The organism is Actinophytocola sp., from assembly GCF_035634895.1.
In the GTDB taxonomy this organism is placed as follows: Bacteria; Actinomycetota; Actinomycetes; order Mycobacteriales; family Pseudonocardiaceae; genus Actinophytocola.
Genome location: NZ_DASQCC010000027.1, coordinates 46,398 through 63,896, shown reverse-complemented (window position 1 = coordinate 63,896; position 17,499 = coordinate 46,398). Strand labels below are relative to the sequence as shown.

Here is a 17,499-nt window from a genome sequence, read left to right as displayed (position 1 = left end):
AGCCGCGCCGAGGAGGAGACATGACCACCGACAGGCATCACACGATCCCAACCGGACTGGGTTTCGGGGTGCTGCTGAGCACGCTGTTGGCCGCGGCGCCCGCGCAGTCCACCGTCGCGCCGCCGGCCCCTCAGCTCAGCATCGCCGTCGACAACGGCCAGACCACCACCTCGGCCGGCGCCACGCTGACCTACACGATCACGGTCCACAACCTCGGCGCCACCGACGTCCCGGGACTCATGATCAGCCAGACCGTCCCGAAGGGACTGAAGCCCGAGTCCTCGGCCACCGCGACCACCACGGAGTCCGGCGACCTGAACTGGGACCTGGACCTGAAGGCCAGTGGTGTGGCCACCTTCCACTCGACGATGACCGTCGTGGACACTCCGCCGGAGCTCCTCCGCCTCGCCACCGTGGCCTGCGCCAGCAGCTCCGACGGCGGCCCGCCGATCGTCTGTGCCACCCACTCCGACCAGCTGCCGGCCGGCGCGGCCGCCGCGCGCGCGACGGCCGGCCAGGCTGACCCGTCGAGTGGGCACGGATGGTGGTGGTATCTCGCCGGTGCCATCGTGCTGGTCGTGCTGGCGGTCGCGGTGTTCCTGGTGCTCCGGCGCCGGGCGACCCGAAAGACCGCGGCATAGTCCTCTGTGGATGGACGCCGGCGTGCGCGGACGTGAAACCGGGTCAGCGCACGGTGCGACGCGGGCCGGTGGACGATCGCGGGGACGACCGCACCGGTCGTGGAGGCCTTCCACACCGTGTCCTCATTGGACGGTGAGAAAGGACCGGCACCCCGGGGGACGCCGGTCCTCAACACTCCGGTTCAGCTGTTGTCGGCCGGGGCTGGCCGGAACGGATCAGAAGCCGCCACCACCACCGTCACCGCCGCCGGAGCCGCCACCATCGCCGCCGCCGGAGGAGCCGCCCATGCCGCCGGATCCCATGCCGCCGCCGGAAGAGCTGCCACCATCACCACCGGACGAGCTGCCACCGTCACCGCCGGCGGAACCGCCACCATCACCGCCCGCGGAGCTGCCACCATCGCCACCGGCAGAACTGCCACCATCGCCACCGGAGGAACTGCCGCCACCGTCACCGCCGGCGGAACTGCCACCGTCACCGCCGGATCCCATGCCAGAGCCGCCGGAGGAGTCGCCTCCCATACCGCCGGAGGAGTCACCACCCATTCCGGAATCGCCGCCCATGCCGGCGGAGTCGCCGGAGTCGCCACCCGTGCTGCCGGCGTCGCCGCCCGTTCCGGAGTCGCCCATCCCGCCGGTGTCGCCGCCGGTTCCGCTGTCGGAGCCGTCGCCGAGGCCGCCCGTGGCATCGCTGGTGCCCTCGCCGTCGGAGGTGCCGCCGAGGCCGCTGTCGGAGTAGCCGCTGTCGGAGTAGCCGCTCTCGGAATAGCCGCTTTCCGAGCTGCCGGCGTCGGTCTCGCCGCCGAGGGAGTCGTCGCCGATGTCACCGGTGAGGGTGTCGTCGCTGGCGTACCCCGTGATGGTGTCGCTGGCCGGGTCGGTGTTGCTGCTGATCGCGGCGTCGGGGTTCGCCGAGAGGTCGGACGCGGGTTCGGAGGAGTAGCCGGGATCGTCGTTCGCTCCCGTGGTCCCCGGCGTGGGACCGGAGTAGTTCGCGTCGTTGTCCGTGGCGGTCGGGGCCTGTGCCGCCGGAGCCTGTGCGGCCTCGTTGCCGGCCGGCGCCGAGCTGGGATCGTCGTTCTCCCCGGTCGTTCCCGGCGTGGGACCGGAGTACTGGGCGTCGTTGTCCGCGGGTGCCTCGGCGGCGGCCGGAGCTGACTCGGGATCGTCGTTCTCGCCGGTCGTCCCGGGCGTGGGACCGGAGTACTCCGCGTCGAAGTCCGATGGCGGGGCCTGAACCGCGGGACCAAAGGGATTCAGCGACTCCACCACGTCCTTCACCGACTGCTGGAGCTTGTCGGGGTTCACCGAGACGTTGAGTCCCACCGCGCCGCCGAACAGTGGGGAGAACCCGGCATTGACGCCGGTCTTGTACGAACCGTCCTCGGTCTTGCCGTACCTGGCGCCGATCTCGTAGCCGGGTCCGGCCCAACCCGTCGCCCGGAAACCGATCGTCAGCCCCGGAATCCCGAACTCCCCCTCCGCGCCCGCCGTCGCGCCGGCGCGAGCCTTCGAACCGACGTCGAAACCGTCGGGTGAGACCTTGGCGTGCGTGTCGGCCTCGGCGCCGACGCCGACCTCCGCCTTGCGGCTCGCCTCGACGAGGCCGTACTTCCCCGAGTCCTGCAGGGACATCTCGCCGCCGATCTTTCCCTTCACGCCGGCGTCGAAGTCGCTGATCCCGTTGACCTTGGCGTGTGCCCCCAGCTCGGCGCCGGCGGCCGCCTTCCCCTCGTAACCCGCCTCGGCGTCGCCGGACTTCGCCTTCACCCCAACGGTTCCCTCACCGAGGTAACCGCTCACGCCGATCTTCCCGTTCACTCCCTCCGGGCCGATGCTCCCGCTGACGGACGCCTCGCCACCCAGCGCCTTGCCCTCGGCCGTGCCGGTGATCGTGACGCCGTCGCGCTCGGCACTTGTCGACGTCTCGCCCTGGACCGCGGGCCCGACCGTGACGCTCTCGTTGAACGACGGCTTCGGGGAGTCGACGCTGACGTTGGGCTTCGACGACTTCGGCGCCGACTTCGACTGTGCCGGCGCCGGACCGCCGGCCGCCGCCATGGTGCTCGCGTCGACCTGCCCCGAGGTCGTCGTCGTCCCTGCCACATCAGCCACGGTGAAGCCCTGCGCCGGTGCCTGATCGCCGACGGCCGCGAGCGTGCTCATGTCGACCTGGGCGGAGAGTGTCGTCTCCCCCGCCAGATCCGTCACGGTGACGTCCCGCGCGGGCGCCCGGTCGCCGGCGGCCTCCGCGTCGCTGACGTCGACCGGACCGTAGGTCGTCGTCCTCGTGGCAAGGTCGCCCAGGGCGTGGGGGGTGACCCGAACGGTGTCTCCCTGTGCGTCGACCGGGTGGGCGCCGTAGGTGTCCCGTGCGGACAGCTCCGTGGCGTTGTACTCCCCGGCCGTCTGGTTGAACAGCGCGATCGCGGCATCCTGGTCCCGCACCGTCGTCGCGTTGTGGATGGCGTCGATCTCCTCGCCGAACCGGGCCCGGAAACCGGCGCGGGCGTCCTCGTTCAGGAACGACTGGCTCATCTGCCGGTCGACCGCGTACCGGTCCAACGCGCCGCGCTCGTCCGCCGGGGTTGTCGTGACACGCAACGCCTTCGCCGAGTACCGGCTGACATAGCCGGCGGGTTCCGCTTTGAGGATCACGTCCTGCATCGCCTCGCTCCACCGCCGCGACGCGGGTGAACCGTCCTCGCCGGGCACCGGACCCGCCGCGGCGGGTTCGGTCGCCTGGGCGGTGGGTGTCAGCGCGGCGCCCTGCTCACGCGCGGGTGGCCGGCTCTCGACGGTCCCCGGGTGGTCGTTCCCGGCCGGACCCGCCGGCGGGTCGTACTGCCCGATCGGGCTCTCACCCGGCGCCAGACCGCCCACCACCTGGAGGATCGGCTGCAGCACACCGGCCCGCGGTTGACGGGAGTCGTGGGTGTGGTCCGACTTCGAACCATGGTGGGACGAGGTTCCGCCGTCCGCGCCGCGCCGGGTGTCGGTCTCGTGGTCGCGGGTGCCGGCGGAACGGGGATCATCCGGCGCCCGGTCCTCGAAGTCGGCGACCCGGTCCCCGTCCCGGTCCGGCACGCCACTTCGGACCTCGATGTTCTCCGGAACCGTCCGCCGTCCGTCACTGGGTTTCGGCGCGGTGATCTCGAGGACGTCCGCGATGCCGTCGGCGATCGGGTTGGCGATCAGCGACGCGCCCTTGTCGTTGGGCTGGAACGCCACCTGCGGCGCCTGCTGGTCACTCGACTCGTGGAACGCGGAGTCGGTGGTGTAGAGCTCGTGGCCCGCGATCGCCTCCGACAGATCGGTCAGGGACCCACACGCACAGATCTGCACGGCACGGTCGATCGCCTTGTTCAGGTCATAGCCGAACTTCCGCACACTGGTCAGCTCGTCCTCACCGACCAGGCTCGCCGCGTGCGCGCTCTGCGGGTCCGCGGCCAGCGGATAGGTCGTGATCATGATCTTGGCCTGCGGAGCACGAGCGTTGATCCCGGCCAGCACCTGCAACATCCGCGCGACCAGTGTCGGCGCCTGCCCGGGTGGCGACGCCTTGGCCTGCGCGATGTACTCCTCGTCGGAACCCGACCAGTCCAGCAGCGGCGCGAGCTCCCGGATCTCCTTGTCCAGCTCCGTGTTCGGCCCACCGGTGGTGCGCCGGGCAGCCGCGAGCACCGTCGCCAGCCGGGCGTCGTCGCCCCCGAACCCGACAATCACCAACTGGGCGTCCGGGCGCACCTGATCACGCTGCGGCGCGTTCACCAACACGTTGTCCGGACCTGCCTGCGCGTGGAAGAAGTCCACGGTCCGCGCACCCGACGCCGCGACGAGGCTCGCGTCCACCTTCAACAAGGGGTTGTCGCTCTGCACCCGCGCCAACGCCTGCAACGCCGGCGCGGCCGAGGACCGGTGCCGGGGGTCGGCCGGATCGATGTAGGTGTCCCGGAGCCCGTCCCCGGCCATGTACGAGTCACCCACGATGTCCACCGACACCGACAACTGGCGGCCCTGCTGCGGATCCGCGGACGCCGGCATCACACCGAATCCCGCGCCCATGAAGACGGCACCGGTCGTGGCGACTGTCAGCAGCCGCGGCAGTCTCGTGCATGCCGGGGCGGGGCCGTGCGCCTTGCGCGCGGGGATGAACATCGCTAGTCCTCCAGTGACCGGAGCGCGTGCCGGGCTCGTTCTCGGTCACGACCGCTCGGCCCATCAGCGGTTGCAGGGAGCAACGGTTTCGCGTCGATCTTGGCGTGCCCCGCCCACGACGGTCCATGCCGCACAGGTGCGGCATGGACGGGTGGGGAGTTCGGTGCCAGGCTCGGTCGGATGCGCTCCCGGACGCTCGTCGCTCGGCGGTGACGCTCAACGCCACCGCCGGGCGGTGCTCAGGAAACTGGCCAGCCGCGGAGGGCGGCGTCGGCCATTTCCTGAAGCTCGTCGCGACCGACGCCGCCGGCGGCCTGCACGGCGATGCCGGCGGTCAGGGTGGTGACGTAGCGCGCGAGCAGCGCCGGGTCGGTCCCCGGCGGCAGGTCGCCGTCGTCGACGGCTCGCTGGAACCGCTCCTGGATGAGGCAGTAGCCGTTGTCGCGCCAGGCGACGAGGAGGTCACGGACGCCGCGTCCGGCGTCACTGGTGGCCAGCGCGCCCTGGACGCCCAGGCACCCGCGGGGATGTGACGGGCGAGTGGTGGTCCGGATGGTGCCGGCCACGAGCGCGGCGGCGACGCCGAGCGCGGTCGGCTCGTCCAGGGCTCGGGCCACGTAGGCGCTCGGCCCCTCGGTGTAGCGCTCCAGGGCCTTGCGGAACAGCTGCTCCTTGTTGCCGAACGTCGCGTACATGCTGGTGGTGGAGATGCCCATCGCGGCGGTCAGATTGGCGAGGCTCGCGCCCTCGTAACCCTGCTCCCAGAAGACCAGCAGGGCGCGCTCCAGGGCCTCGTCGGCGTCGAACCCTCGCGGACGGCCGGTAGGCCGGCGCTGTTTCGTCTCCACGGCGGCAGCCTACCTCTTCCGTAGCGATCGATGCGGAAATGCTACCGTCGAGTTCTGTATCGATCGCTACGGAACACGCGGGCCGCCTGTTCGTGAGGAGACACATGACCGTCACACTGATCACCGGCGCCAACAAGGGCATCGGCTTCGAGACAGCCAGACAGCTCCTGGAGCTGGGCCACGTCGTCTACGTCGGCGCACGCGACGTCGAGCGAGGCGAGAAGGCCGCGGCGGCGCTCGGCACCCGGTTCGTGCAGCTCGATGTGACCGACGACGCCTCGGTTGCCGCCGCGCTGGCCACGATCGAGGCGACCGAGGGCCGGCTCGACGTGCTCGTGCACAACGCGGGCATCCTCGGCGACGACGGCACCGACGGTCCCACGGCGCTGCGGGTCTTCGACACCAACGCGGTGGGCATCGTGCGCGTCACGGAGGCGGCGCTTCCCCTGCTGCGCAGGTCCGCGAACCCCACCGTGGTCACCATCTCGAGCAGTGCCGGGTCGTTCTGGGCGGTGAACAACCCCGACCGGCCGGAGTTCCACCTGCCGCTCGCGCTCTACTCCGCGTCCAAGGCGGCGGCGACCATGCTGACGATCCAGTACGCCAAGTCCCAGCCGGGCATCAAGTTCAACGCGCTCGAGCCCGGCGCCACCGCCACCAACATGACCGCGGCCTTCGGGATCGGCAGGCCGCCGGAGGAGAGCGCCAGAACCGTGGTGAGGCTGGCGACCCTCGGCGTGGACGGTCCGACCGGCACCTTCCAGGACGAGGACGGAGTACTGCGCTGGTAAGGACCCGTCACGGCACGACGGGCACGACGACACAGCGAAGCGGGGCGCCGATTCCGACGCCCCGCTTCGCCATGTGAATGCTCACGATCCGGAGTCACCGGACCGCACCGCTCAGAACCAGTGAGCCCGGCCACCGACCTTGCGACCCGTGCGGCCGACCAACGCCAGCACCGCGCCAACCACCACGAGGATGATCCCGATGGTCCACAGGATCGATATTTTGGCGATGAAACCGATGATGAGTAGGACGAGGCCTAGGATGATCATGAACGCCGCACCTTCCGAACTCGCGTGAGCGACCACAACTGGTCGCCGCCATGGGCCACGAGCCACAGCTGACCTGGTAATTACCCATCTGAAGAAGTTTCAACCCACCGATTCACTGGTCAGACCAGATCGTCGCGGGCGACCGCACCGGCGTGCGGAGCCGGGGCGCGTACGACTCGGCGGTGGACCCGGCGAACCGTTGTGGACAGGGATTCGGCCGGCGTCATCACCCGGCGTGGGGGTGTGCGGAGTCGCCGCCGGCATGGGCGAATGAGTGGCGGATTCCCACCTCCTGTCCGCCCGGAGTCTCACTTAGGGTGACTTTGGCAGGTAGCGGAGCTGCGCCGACCGAAAGAGAAACCCCATGCCTGATGAGGCCCGCGTCCCCACCGTCATCGGCGCCGCTCGGGGCGCCGGGACGGGCGACGTCATGGACGGGCTGATGCAGCCGCGGCCGCTCACCATCGCGCACATCCTGGAGCGGGCCGAGCGGCTCTACGCGCACAAGCAGGTCACGACCGTCGGCGCCGAGCGCGTCACGTACGGCGAGGTGGCCCACAACACCCGCCGGCTCGGCACCGCGCTGGACTCGCTCGACGTCCCGGTCGGCGCGCGAGTGGCCACCTTCGCGGCCAACACCCGGCGCCACCTCGAGCTGTACCTCGCGGTGCCGGCGACCAAGCGGGTGCTGCACTCGATCAACATCCGGCTCTCGGCGGAGCACCTCGAGTACATCGTCAACCACGCCGAGGACGACGTGATCTTCGTCGACCGCGAGCTGCTCCCCCGGATCTGGCCGAGTGCGGACCGGCTGCCGAAGGTGCGGCACTGGGTGGTGCTGCCGGACGGCAGTGACACGGCGATCCCGGCCGACCCCCGGATCCTGGACTACGACGAGCTGATCGAGGGGGTCGAGCCGTTCGCGGGCTCGTTCGAGGACACGTTCACCCTCGCCGACGAGAACCTGGCCTCCGGACTGTGCTACACCTCCGGGACGACCGGACGGCCCAAGGGCGTGCTCTACAGCCACCGATCGACGGTCCTGCACTGCCTCGGCACCCTCGCCGCCGGGTTCATCGGCCTGTGCGAGAGCGACGTCGTGATGCCGATCGTGCCCATGTTCCACGCCAACGCCTGGGGCCTTCCCTACGGCGCGATGATGACCGGCGCCTCGCTGGTCCTGCCCGGCCTGTCCTCGAATCCCGCCCACCTGCTGGGGTTGATGGCGGCCGAGCGGGTGACCGTCGCCGGCGCCGTGCCCACGGTCTGGACGAGCATGGCTCCCAAGCTGCGGGCCCACGACCTGAGCGCGACCCGGTTCCTGCTCGGGGGCGGCTCCGCCGTCGCCCCGGCGCTGTCCGAGACCTACCGCGCCGCGATCGGCGTACCCATCACCCATTCCTGGGGGATGACGGAGATCAGCCCCGTCGGGGTCATCGGCGGGACGCGCACCCAGCACCGGGACGCGACCGCCGAGGAGCAGGTCGCCGTGCGGGCCGCCCAGGGCCAGCCCCTGCCGCTCGTGAACGTGCGGATCGTCGATGTCGAGACGGGCCAGGAGCTTCCGCGCGACGGCGACGCCGTTGGCGAGGTACAGGTGGCGGGCCCCTGGGTGGCGGGCGGCTACTTCCGGGTGGACGGCGGCGACAGCTTCACCGCCGACGGGTGGCTGCGCACCGGCGACCTGGCCACCATCGACGCCAGCGGCTACCTGCGGATCGTGGACCGGGTCAAGGACCTGATCAAGTCCGGCGGCGAGTGGATCTCCTCGGTCGAGCTCGAGGGCGTCATCTCCTCGCATCCCGACGTCGTCGAGGTCGCCGTGATCGCCCGCCCGGACCCGCGGTGGATGGAGCGGCCGGTCGCCTACGTCGTCCTGCGCGACGGCGCCACCACCACGGCCGACGAGCTTCTGCGACACATCACCCCCATGGTCGCCAAGTGGTGGCTGCCCGACGACGTCGTCTTCATGCCCACGCTGCCCAAGACGGGCACCGGCAAGCTGTCGAAGAGCGCCCTGCGGGACTCGACGCGTATCGCGTGAGCCGGCCGCGGCACCTCACGACGGGGCGGCCGCGATCGGTCTGAGCCGGTGCAGGCGCAGCCCGAGCTGGAGTTCCAGGTCGTTGTCGTGGCGCCAGTCGAGGCCGAGGATGCTGCCGGCGCGGTCCAGCCGCTTGAGCAGCGTGTTGACGTGCACGTGCAGCGCGCGGGCGGTCGCCGCCACGTTGGCGCGATGGACGTAGTAGGCGCTGAGGGTGCCGACGAGATCGGTGCCGCGCCGCTGGTCGTAGTCGAGGAGCGGGCCTATCGAACCGGCGATGAAACGGTCGAGCTCGCGGACCCGTTCGGTGTCGAAGATCATGGCGTAGAGGGCGTACCGGCCCGTCGTGGCGCCGAGATCCGCGTGTCCGATCGCCCGCATCACGGCTCCGCAGCGGCTGGCAACGGAGAAGGCCTGTGACCAGTCGTGGTTGACCGCCCGCTCGCCGACGACGACGACGGGGCCACCCAGCGTGCGGCGCAGTCTTTGGTGGACCTCCTCGACGGTCCGGTCGTCGTCCGCGCTCTGGAGGATCATCGTGGCCCTGCCGAGATGTTCGCCGGCCAGTCCGGCGCGGTCCCGGGCGATGTCGTGCAGGTGCCGGGAGAGATCGGTCGACGACAGCGCGGGTGAGTCCGCGACGACGACCAGCTCCAGGCGGTCGGCGTCGATGTTGCGGGCCCGGGTGCGGGCCCGCTGGGTCGGGCTGATCCCGGGGCTGCCGACCATCAGCTCGGTCAGGAGCTCTCCGCTCAGTCGCTCGCCGGCCTCGGCGACGGCCCGCTCCCTGAGGATGAGCAGCCCCATGATGTGGGTGGCCCGCTCGAGGGTCCGCAGGTCCATGTCGGCCTGGACGCCGCGGTCCGCGACCGCCTCCCGGCTCCACGCCAGTGCGCCGAGGTAGCTGTCGCCTGCCTGGATCGACGCCACGCTGCGGGCGACCCCCGCCTTGTCGACCGAGGTAGTGCAGCGGCCCGAGCGCCGTGCGTTCTCGACCGCGGCGGCCAGCTCGGTCTCCGACGGGGGCTGACACCGACTCGACGCCGAGTCCCGGCCAACGAGGGTGGCACCGGACCTGTCGAGGAGGATGACGCTGCCACCCAGCTGGTCGGCGAGAAGCTGCGCGACATCGTCCGGCGTCCCACCCTCCAGCACGGCACCGGTCAGGGCTTCGTGGATCGCCTGTGCCCGCTCCATGACGGCCACGTAGTCCTCGATCTTGCGGTACGCGACCCGCAGCTCCTGCAGGGAGGACTGGCTCGCCTCGTAGAGACGGGCGTTGTCGAGGGCGACCGCGGCATGGTCGGCGAACGCGCTCAGCAGCGCGATCTCGCCGGCCTGGAAGGAACGCTCGGCACGGTCCGCGGCGAACAGGGCGCCCACCACCTCACCTCGGATGACCAGTGGCACACCGAGAAGCGCGACGAGTGTCTCGGTGGCGACCAGGCGGTCGAAGTTCGGATCGTGGTCGATGAGGGTGCTGGCGGTGTAGTTGCTCACCCAGTGCGGGCTCCGGGTGGCCAGCACCTTGCCACCGAGCCCCACATCGGCCGGGATGGACGCGGTGAGGAACGAGGCGGAGATCGTGCCCTCCGACGCCCGTGCCGACAGCTTGCCGTCGGGGGTGACGAGCGAGAGGTAGGTGAAGTCGGTGCCGATCAGCTCGTGTGCGTGGTGGACGATCGACTTCAGCACCTCGTCGAGCTCGCCCAGCGCGGTGAGCGACTTGGCGGTGGCGTACAACGACGCCAGTTCGCGCTGCCGGCGCACGAGCGCGCGCGACTCCGTCTCGCGATCGAGGTTGGTGGCCACGGTGCCATCCCTTCACAGCGTCGAGTGGGGGAAAAACCTACCGAACCGGCGTTAGGCGTGGGTGATCCACACCTCAATCGCAGCGTAACCGCGACCTAATATGACCGTCATCACTCGCCCGCTCACTAAGGCGGCATGTATGGCAACTCCGCTCACCCAACCCGACGAACGGACCGGCCAGCTCGGCGCCGGAGATTCCATCACCCGGCGCCGATCCTTCCGCAAGCTGCTTGCCGCGGGCCTCATCGGAAGCTCGATCGAGTGGTACGACTTCTTCCTCTACGGCACCGCGGCCGCACTGGTGTTCCCCCATGTGTTCTTTCCGAACTCGTCCGCTCTGACGGGCACCCTTCTCGCCTTCAGCACGTTCTGGGCGGGCTTCGTGGCGCGTCCGATCGGCGGGGTGCTCGCCGGGCACTTCGGGGACAAGTACGGACGCAAGCCGGTCGTCGTCACCTGCCTGGCGCTCATGGGAGCCGCGACCTTCCTGATCGGCTGCCTGCCCAGCGCGACGAGCGTCGGCGCGCTCGCCCCGACGCTGCTGGTCACGCTGCGCTTCCTGCAGGGACTCGCCGCCGGTGGCCAGTGGGGCGGCATCATGCTCCTCCTCACCGAGTCCGCAGGCCCCAAGCGGCGCGGCTTCGCCGGCACCTTCGGACAGACCAGCGTCCCCGTCGCCGTGATCATCTCGAACCTGATCTTCGTCGCCGCCAGCGGACTGATGCCGGATGACGCGTTCCTGAGCTGGGGCTGGCGCATCCCGTTCCTGTTCAGCGTCGTGATGTTCCTGGTGGTGCTCTACATCCAGGCGAAGGTCGAGGACACGCCGGAGTTCCGCGAGCTGCGGCGGGAGGTGTCGCGGACGGAGGGCGCGGTGGTCCGGGCCCCGCTGGCCAAGGTTGTTCGCAGCAAGTGGCGGACGATCCTTCTCGGCTGCGGGATCCTCTCGGCCACCAACAGCCTCTTCTACGTCAGCATCTCCGGACTCCTGAGCTACGGCACCACCAAGCTCGGACTCGAGCGCAACCCCCTGCTCGCGGTCGTGCTGCTCAGCTCCGTGGCGATGCTCGTGGTCATCCCCTGGTCCGGCCACCTGTCGGACAAGGTGGGTCGCCGGCCGCTGATCCTGATCGGTGGTCTGGGCGTCGCCGTCTGGGCGTTCCCGTACTTCGGGCTCGTCGACACCGCGTCGCTGCCGCTGATCTTCGTCGCCGTGGTGGTGGGCTTCGTGTTCCAGACCCTCACCTACGGCCCGATCGCGAGCTTCCTCGGCGAGCTGTTCGCGCCCAACGTCCGCTACTCGGGCGCGTCACTGTCCTACCAGCTGTCCGCGATCATCGTCAGCGGCGGCACCCCGTTCCTCATGACGGCGCTCATCGCGAAGACCGGCAGCACCATGCCGGTCGCCGCCTACATCATGGTCATGGGGCTGATCACGTTCGTCTGCGCGTGGTTCCTGCCCGAGACGAACACCGCCGAGGTCCGCAACGATCCGCAGGCCATCCCGGGTACGCACCTCCACCGCTGAGCGGTCCGGCAAACTTCAGAGAAGAGGTTCGCGTGAGCACCACAAGATCGGCAAGGAGCGCGAGGGCTCGTCGGCTCACCGTGCTGGCGACCATGGTTCTGTTGACAGGCGGGATTCTCGGGGCCGGTCCCGCCATCGCGACGACCCCGGCCGGAGCCGGCCACTCGACGGCGGACCCGGACTGCGCCGGGCTGGCCCAGACGAGGATCCCGGCCTCGGTCATGAGCCTGCCGACGACCGGCGGTCGCGTCACGTCGGCCTCGGTCATGACCAGGGTCATCAGTGGCGAGACGATCACCTACTGCCAGGTCGACGCCGACATCCTCCCCGTCGATCCGGCCGCGCCCGCCATCAAGATGCGCGTCGCCCTGCCCGACGACTGGAACCGCAGGGGGATGATGTTCGGTGGCGGCGGCTTCAACGGCACGATTCCCGACGTGGCGTCGAACGTGCCGTTCGGCCCCACCGACCGGCCGGTGCCGCTGGCCCGGCGGTACGCGACGTTCGGCAGCGACTCCGGCCACCAGCAGAGCCCGACGTCCCCGCCGTCGCTGGACGGCTCGTTCGGGTCGAACGACGAGGCGGTGCGCAACTTCGCGGCCGGTGACGCACTCAAGAAGACCCGCGACGCGAGCCTGTTCCTCATCCGGCGCGCCTACGGGGCGAACCCCGCCGAGGTCTACTTCGCGGGAGGCTCGACGGGCGGCCGCGAAGCCCTCGTCGTCGCACAGCGGTGGCCGACGGCGTTCGACGGCGTGATCTCCGTCTTCCCCGCGTGGAACAACCTCGCCGAGATCCTGGACCTGGGTTATCTGACACAGGTGCTGTCCCGGCCCGGCGCCTTCCCCGGCGTGGAGAAGCAGGGGCTGCTGTACACCAGCGTCATCAACGCGTGTGACGGTCTGGACGGCCTCCGGGACAACGTCATCTCGAACGAACGCGGCTGTCGCTTCGATCCGCGCACGCTTCGCTGCCCCGGCGGCGCCGATGCCGGCCCGGCCTGTCTGTCAGATGCGCAGATCGGATCCGTGCTCGCCATGTCCACGCCGTTCAGGTGGCCGTACCGGGTCGCCAGTGGCGAGACCCAGTACCCGGGCTTCCCGTTCCTCTCGGGGGCGGACATGCGGACCCCGTTCCTCGGGTTCGGCACGACCCCGCCGGCCAACCCGATGCCGGTGACGAGCGGCTACGGGATGCAGTACTGGGACCAGTGGGTCAAGTACTTCCTGACCCGGGACCCCGGCTTCAACTCGCTCGACCTGGATCCCCGGCATCCGGGGAAGTGGCTCGACCGGATCAGCTACCTGTCCACGATCGAGGACCGCAACAACGCTGACCTTCGCCCGTTCGCCCGCGCCGGCGGCAAGCTGCTCCTGATCCACGGCGCCGCGGACGAGCTGGTCTCGCACCGCTCGACGAACGACTACTACCAGCGGGTGCGCGCCGTGGTCGGCCCCGCGTCGACCCACGGGTTCATGCGGTACTACCTCGTCCCCGGCGCGAACCACGCGAACTTCGGCGCACCGGCGTACGCGGCGAGCTGGGACTCGCTCACGGCGCTCGAACGCTGGGTCGAGAGAGGACAGCAGCCCACCAACCCGACCGTGACCGACGTGAACCACGGCCGCACTCGCCCACTCTGCGAGTATCCGGCCTGGCCCAGGTATCGCGCCGGCGACCCGAACACCGCGTCGAGCTTCACCTGTACGCGCTGACGACGGGGGTCCACGCTCGGCCGGGCCGTGTGCCGACGGCCCGGCCGAGTGACGCACAGCGCCCCTGGACGCGGCTCACGCGTACTCGCGTCGCCGCCCGCGGGATCAGTCGTGGCGGCGGTTCCACGGTCCGGTGACCGCGAGCGTGATGCCGGGTTCGTAGATGTTGAAGAACATCGTCCTGCCGTCGGCGGAGAAGCCCACTCCGGCAAGCTCCCCGTAGGACGGTTCCTCCGGCGTGCCGTTGTTCACGCGGTTGCGGGCGAAGTGGAAGACCTCGCCGTGGCGCGTGGTGCCGAGCATGTACGCGTCGCCGATGCCGTCCTCGCACATCATCAGGCCGCCGTAGGGCGACATGCAGATGTTGTCGGGGGCGTCGAACTCCGGGTTCTCCGGTCCGGGCGTCGGCCGGGTGAAGATCACCTCGAGGCGCAGCGTCCTGCGCCGCGGGTCGAGCTTCCAGACCTGGCCGTCGTGGTTCATCGCGGGGCCGAGCTCGGTGCGGGCGAACGACGAGACGAAGTACACGCACCGGTCCTGCTCGCCCCACCAGGCGCCCTCGAGCTTGTAGCCGCCCGTGATCGGCTTCGGGTAGTGCTGCGCCCGGACGGACTCGGTGACGGCCAACGGATCGGGCACGGTCATCCACTCGGCGCCGCCGAACACCGCCCCCGCCTCCTGCACCACCGACAGGTCGGGCAGGTCCGGCACGTGCAGCGCCTGCAGCTCCCCGCCCGCACGCAGGCTCCCCCAGCCGCCGCGGGGACGCTCCGGCAGGAAACGGTAGAGGCTGCCCAGCGGTGCGACGAACGCGTCCTCGGTCTCGTAGACGATGCCGGTGTGCGGGTCGACCGCGACCGCCTCGTGCTGGAACCGGCCCATCGCCGTCAGCGGCGTCGGGTTCTCGTTGCGCCGGTCGTCGTACGGGTCGACCTCGAAGATGAAACCGTGGTCGCGCGTGTAGCCGTTGGTGCCGGCCTTGTTCTCGGTCTCCTCGCAGGTCAGCCAGGTGTGCCACGGTGTGCGGCCGCCGGAGCAGTTGATCGCGGTGCCGCCGAGGCTGACGTGCTCGGACTCGGCCCCGCCGTGCCGGCCGATCACCAGCGTGCTGGTGCCACCGGCACCCGCCGGGTCGTACGTCCGCTCCGGCGGGGCCTGCACCCTGATCCGCGACGTCGGCGAGCACTCGTGGTTGCGGACCAGCCGGGAGCCCCGGCCGCGGGCGGGAAACACGCCCATGCCGTCGAACCGGCTCGGCACCGGCAGGCCGTCCGGCCGAACGGTCCCCTCACGGGACAGGATCGTGTAGCGGAAACCGCGGGGCAGGTCCAGGATCCCGTCGGGGTCCGGGATCAGCGGGCCGTATCCGGCCGGCGGTCCGGAGGTCCCCGCCGCCGGCTGCGCGGCGAACAACGCCTCCACGGATCCGGCGACGACAACGGCACCTGCGGCACGGCTCAGGAACTGGCGTCGCGACGATGTCATGGCGTCTCCTCAGGCGGTCGGACGAACGTGAACGCAAGATGAACACGAGTTAACCGCATGGTGGCCGACGAGCACCACCGCCAAGCGGCGCGCGCCCGGTCGGTCGTTTCGGGGCGGCGCGGTTTTCGATATGACGGCGATATCCACCGGCTCGTAGCATCGAGACGATGCGTGTGCTGATCGTCGAGGACGAGCCCTTCATGGCCGAGGCCATCCGCGATGGCCTCCGGCTGGAGGCGATCGCGGCGGACATCGCGCCGGACGGCGACACCGCCCTGGAGTTGCTGAGCGTCAACGCCTACGCGATCGCCGTCCTGGACCGGGACATTCCCGGACCCAACGGTGACGAGATCGCCAAGCGCATCGTCGCCTCCGGCAGCGGCATGCCGATCCTCATGCTCACCGCCGCCGACCGGCTCGATGACAAGGCCACCGGCTTCGGTCTCGGCGCCGACGACTACCTCACGAAGCCGTTCGCACTCCAGGAGCTCGTGCTCAGGCTCAGAGCCCTCGATCGCAGGCGTGCCCACAACCGGCCACCCGTGCGGGAGATCGCGGGCCTACGGCTGGACCCGTTCCGCAGGGAGGTCTACCGCGACGGCCACTACATCGCGCTGACCAGGAAACAGTTCGCCGTGCTCGCGGTGCTCGTCGCCGCCGAGGGCGGTGTCGTCAGTGCCGAGGAGCTGCTGGAGCAGGCCTGGGACGAGAACGCGGACCCCTTCACCAACGCCGTGCGCATCACCGTCTCGGCACTGCGCAAACGGCTCGGCGAGCCCTGGGTCATCGCCACCGTGCCCGGCGTCGGCTACCGCATCGACACGGCCGGGCACGCGGGAGCGCACCGTGGATAGGCAGCCCGGGATGAGCGTCCGCCTCAAGCTCACCCTCAGCTACGCCGGGTTCCTCATGCTCGCGGGAGTCCTGCTGCTCGCGGTCGTGTGGGTGTTCCTGCTGCGCTACGTACCCGAGACCATCTACACGGGACCTCCCGGACCGCTGACGCGGCCTGGCCTGGTGGACGTACCCGACCGTTCCGACCTGCTGGCCGCCTTCGTCCCGAAGGCGGCCGCGATGCTGGCGTTCCTCCTGTTGTTCAGCCTGCTGGGAGGATGGCTCCTCGCCGGCAGCATGCTCGCGCCCCTGACCCGCATCACGAACGCGACCCGCCTGACCGGGAACGGATCGCTCTCCCACCGGATCCAGCTGGAAGGCCGCGGGGACGAGTTCCGCGAACTGGCCGACGCCTTCGACACCATGCTCGCGCGGCTCGAGGCACACGACGCCGAACAGCGGAGGTTCGCGGCCAACGCCTCCCACGAGCTGCGCACCCCGCTGGCGATCACGCAGACACTTCTCGACGTGGCCCGCGGCGACCCGGACCGCGACAACGGCGAGCTAGTCGAACGCCTCCACACCGTCAACGCCCGGGCGATCGACCTCACCGAGGCGCTGCTCCTGCTCAGCCGCGCCAACCAGCGGTCGTTCACCCGGGAACACGTCGACCTGTCCCTGGCGATGGAGGAAGCCACCGAGACCCTCCTCCCCCTCGCGGAGAAACGCGGCGTCACCATCGAGACCGCCGGCGACACGACCCCCACCATCGGGTCCCACGCGCTCCTGCTGCAGCTGACCACCAACCTTCTGCACAACGCGATCGTCCACAACGTGGCCGGACGGGGCACCGTGTGGGCCACGGCGGGCGTTCGTGCCGGGAGTGCGGTACTCACCGTCGAGAACACCGGCGAGCAGCTCACCCCGCAGTTCGTCGCCACCCTGGGCGAACCGTTCCAGCGCGGCACCCAACGCATCCGCACCGACCATGCGGGTGTCGGCCTCGGCCTGGCGATCGTCAGGAGCATCACCCAGGCACACGACGGAACCCTCACGCTCACCGCCCGCCCCGCCGGCGGGCTCCGCGTCACGGTGCGGCTGCCCGCCGCACCGCCGCACACCGGCGAGGTGGCGGCACACTCGGCGGCCGGCTCCAGTACCTCGACACCGACCGACAACTAGGCCACCGGAAATCCGGCGGCCCAGTACGGTGTCCACCGATGTTGGTGGGTCCATCGGTGGATCCAGGTTTCCGCTGGCAAGGCGCCGATTCGCCCTCGTACTGGACCGTACTCGGGCGGATCGGCAACGCCGTCTCGCCGGCCCGGCGCTCGCTGGGCCGCCGAGAGACCCGGCGAACGTTGGTGGACACCGCA

At 70.4% G+C, this 17,499-nt stretch carries 12 protein-coding genes; 7 read left to right on the top strand and 5 right to left on the bottom strand.

Features of this window, described 5'->3' with window-relative positions; translation table 11 throughout:
* The first annotated feature begins 20 nt into the window (after positions 1 to 20).
* The gene (locus VET29_RS04545) at positions 21 to 641 is read left to right on the top strand and encodes a hypothetical protein (protein ID WP_324915010.1); all 621 of its coding nucleotides are present in this window, start codon (positions 21 to 23) and stop codon (positions 639 to 641) included.
* A gap of 216 nt (positions 642 to 857) precedes the next feature.
* Here VET29_RS04545 and VET29_RS04540 read toward each other — a convergent pair whose 3' ends face one another.
* Positions 858 to 4,799, bottom strand: coding sequence for a hypothetical protein (locus VET29_RS04540; RefSeq protein WP_324915007.1), 3,942 nt, complete (start codon positions 4,797 to 4,799; stop codon positions 858 to 860).
* A gap of 239 nt (positions 4,800 to 5,038) precedes the next feature.
* Positions 5,039 to 5,647, bottom strand: coding sequence for a TetR/AcrR family transcriptional regulator (locus tag VET29_RS04535; protein ID WP_324915005.1), 609 nt, complete (start codon positions 5,645 to 5,647; stop codon positions 5,039 to 5,041).
* Between the two features lie 104 nt (positions 5,648 to 5,751).
* On the opposite strand from VET29_RS04535, the gene VET29_RS04530 reads away from it, so the two are divergent.
* Positions 5,752 to 6,438 carry an SDR family NAD(P)-dependent oxidoreductase gene (locus VET29_RS04530; RefSeq protein WP_324915003.1) on the top strand — a complete coding sequence of 229 codons (687 nt, stop codon included), beginning with the start codon at positions 5,752 to 5,754 and terminating at the stop codon, positions 6,436 to 6,438.
* 111 nt (positions 6,439 to 6,549) lie between these two features.
* Here the strand turns inward: VET29_RS04530 and VET29_RS04525 are convergent, their stop codons facing one another.
* Positions 6,550 to 6,705 (bottom strand): hypothetical protein, encoded by a 156-nt coding sequence (locus VET29_RS04525; RefSeq protein ID WP_324915001.1) that lies wholly within the window; start codon positions 6,703 to 6,705, stop codon positions 6,550 to 6,552.
* A gap of 364 nt (positions 6,706 to 7,069) precedes the next feature.
* Here VET29_RS04525 and VET29_RS04520 point away from each other — a divergent pair, with 364 nt between their 5' ends.
* Complete coding sequence (locus VET29_RS04520) at positions 7,070 to 8,749, top strand: long-chain fatty acid--CoA ligase (protein ID WP_324915000.1); 1,680 nt, start codon at positions 7,070 to 7,072, stop codon at positions 8,747 to 8,749.
* A 15-nt stretch (positions 8,750 to 8,764) separates the two neighbouring features.
* Here the strand turns inward: VET29_RS04520 and VET29_RS04515 are convergent, their stop codons facing one another.
* Positions 8,765 to 10,561: a helix-turn-helix domain-containing protein gene (locus VET29_RS04515; protein ID WP_324914998.1), complete on the bottom strand. Its 1,797-nt coding sequence runs from the start codon at positions 10,559 to 10,561 to the stop codon at positions 8,765 to 8,767.
* A gap of 139 nt (positions 10,562 to 10,700) precedes the next feature.
* Here VET29_RS04515 and VET29_RS04510 point away from each other — a divergent pair, with 139 nt between their 5' ends.
* A complete protein-coding gene (locus VET29_RS04510; protein WP_324914996.1) occupies positions 10,701 to 12,089 on the top strand; it encodes an MFS transporter in 1,389 nt (462 codons plus the stop codon).
* 92 nt (positions 12,090 to 12,181) lie between these two features.
* The gene (locus VET29_RS04505) at positions 12,182 to 13,804 is read left to right on the top strand and encodes a tannase/feruloyl esterase family alpha/beta hydrolase (protein WP_324914994.1); all 1,623 of its coding nucleotides are present in this window, start codon (positions 12,182 to 12,184) and stop codon (positions 13,802 to 13,804) included.
* Between the two features lie 105 nt (positions 13,805 to 13,909).
* Here the strand turns inward: VET29_RS04505 and VET29_RS04500 are convergent, their stop codons facing one another.
* Complete coding sequence (locus VET29_RS04500) at positions 13,910 to 15,289, bottom strand: alkaline phosphatase PhoX (RefSeq protein ID WP_324914992.1); 1,380 nt, start codon at positions 15,287 to 15,289, stop codon at positions 13,910 to 13,912.
* Positions 15,290 to 15,456: 167 nt separating this feature from the next.
* Between VET29_RS04500 and VET29_RS04495 the strand changes: the two genes are divergently transcribed.
* Positions 15,457 to 16,143 (top strand): response regulator transcription factor, encoded by a 687-nt coding sequence (locus tag VET29_RS04495; RefSeq protein ID WP_324914990.1) that lies wholly within the window; start codon positions 15,457 to 15,459, stop codon positions 16,141 to 16,143.
* A complete protein-coding gene (locus VET29_RS04490; protein WP_414636446.1) occupies positions 16,136 to 17,305 on the top strand; it encodes a sensor histidine kinase in 1,170 nt (389 codons plus the stop codon). Before VET29_RS04495 ends, VET29_RS04490 begins: the two co-directional genes overlap by 8 nt.
* Positions 17,306 to 17,499: the final 194 nt, after the last annotated feature.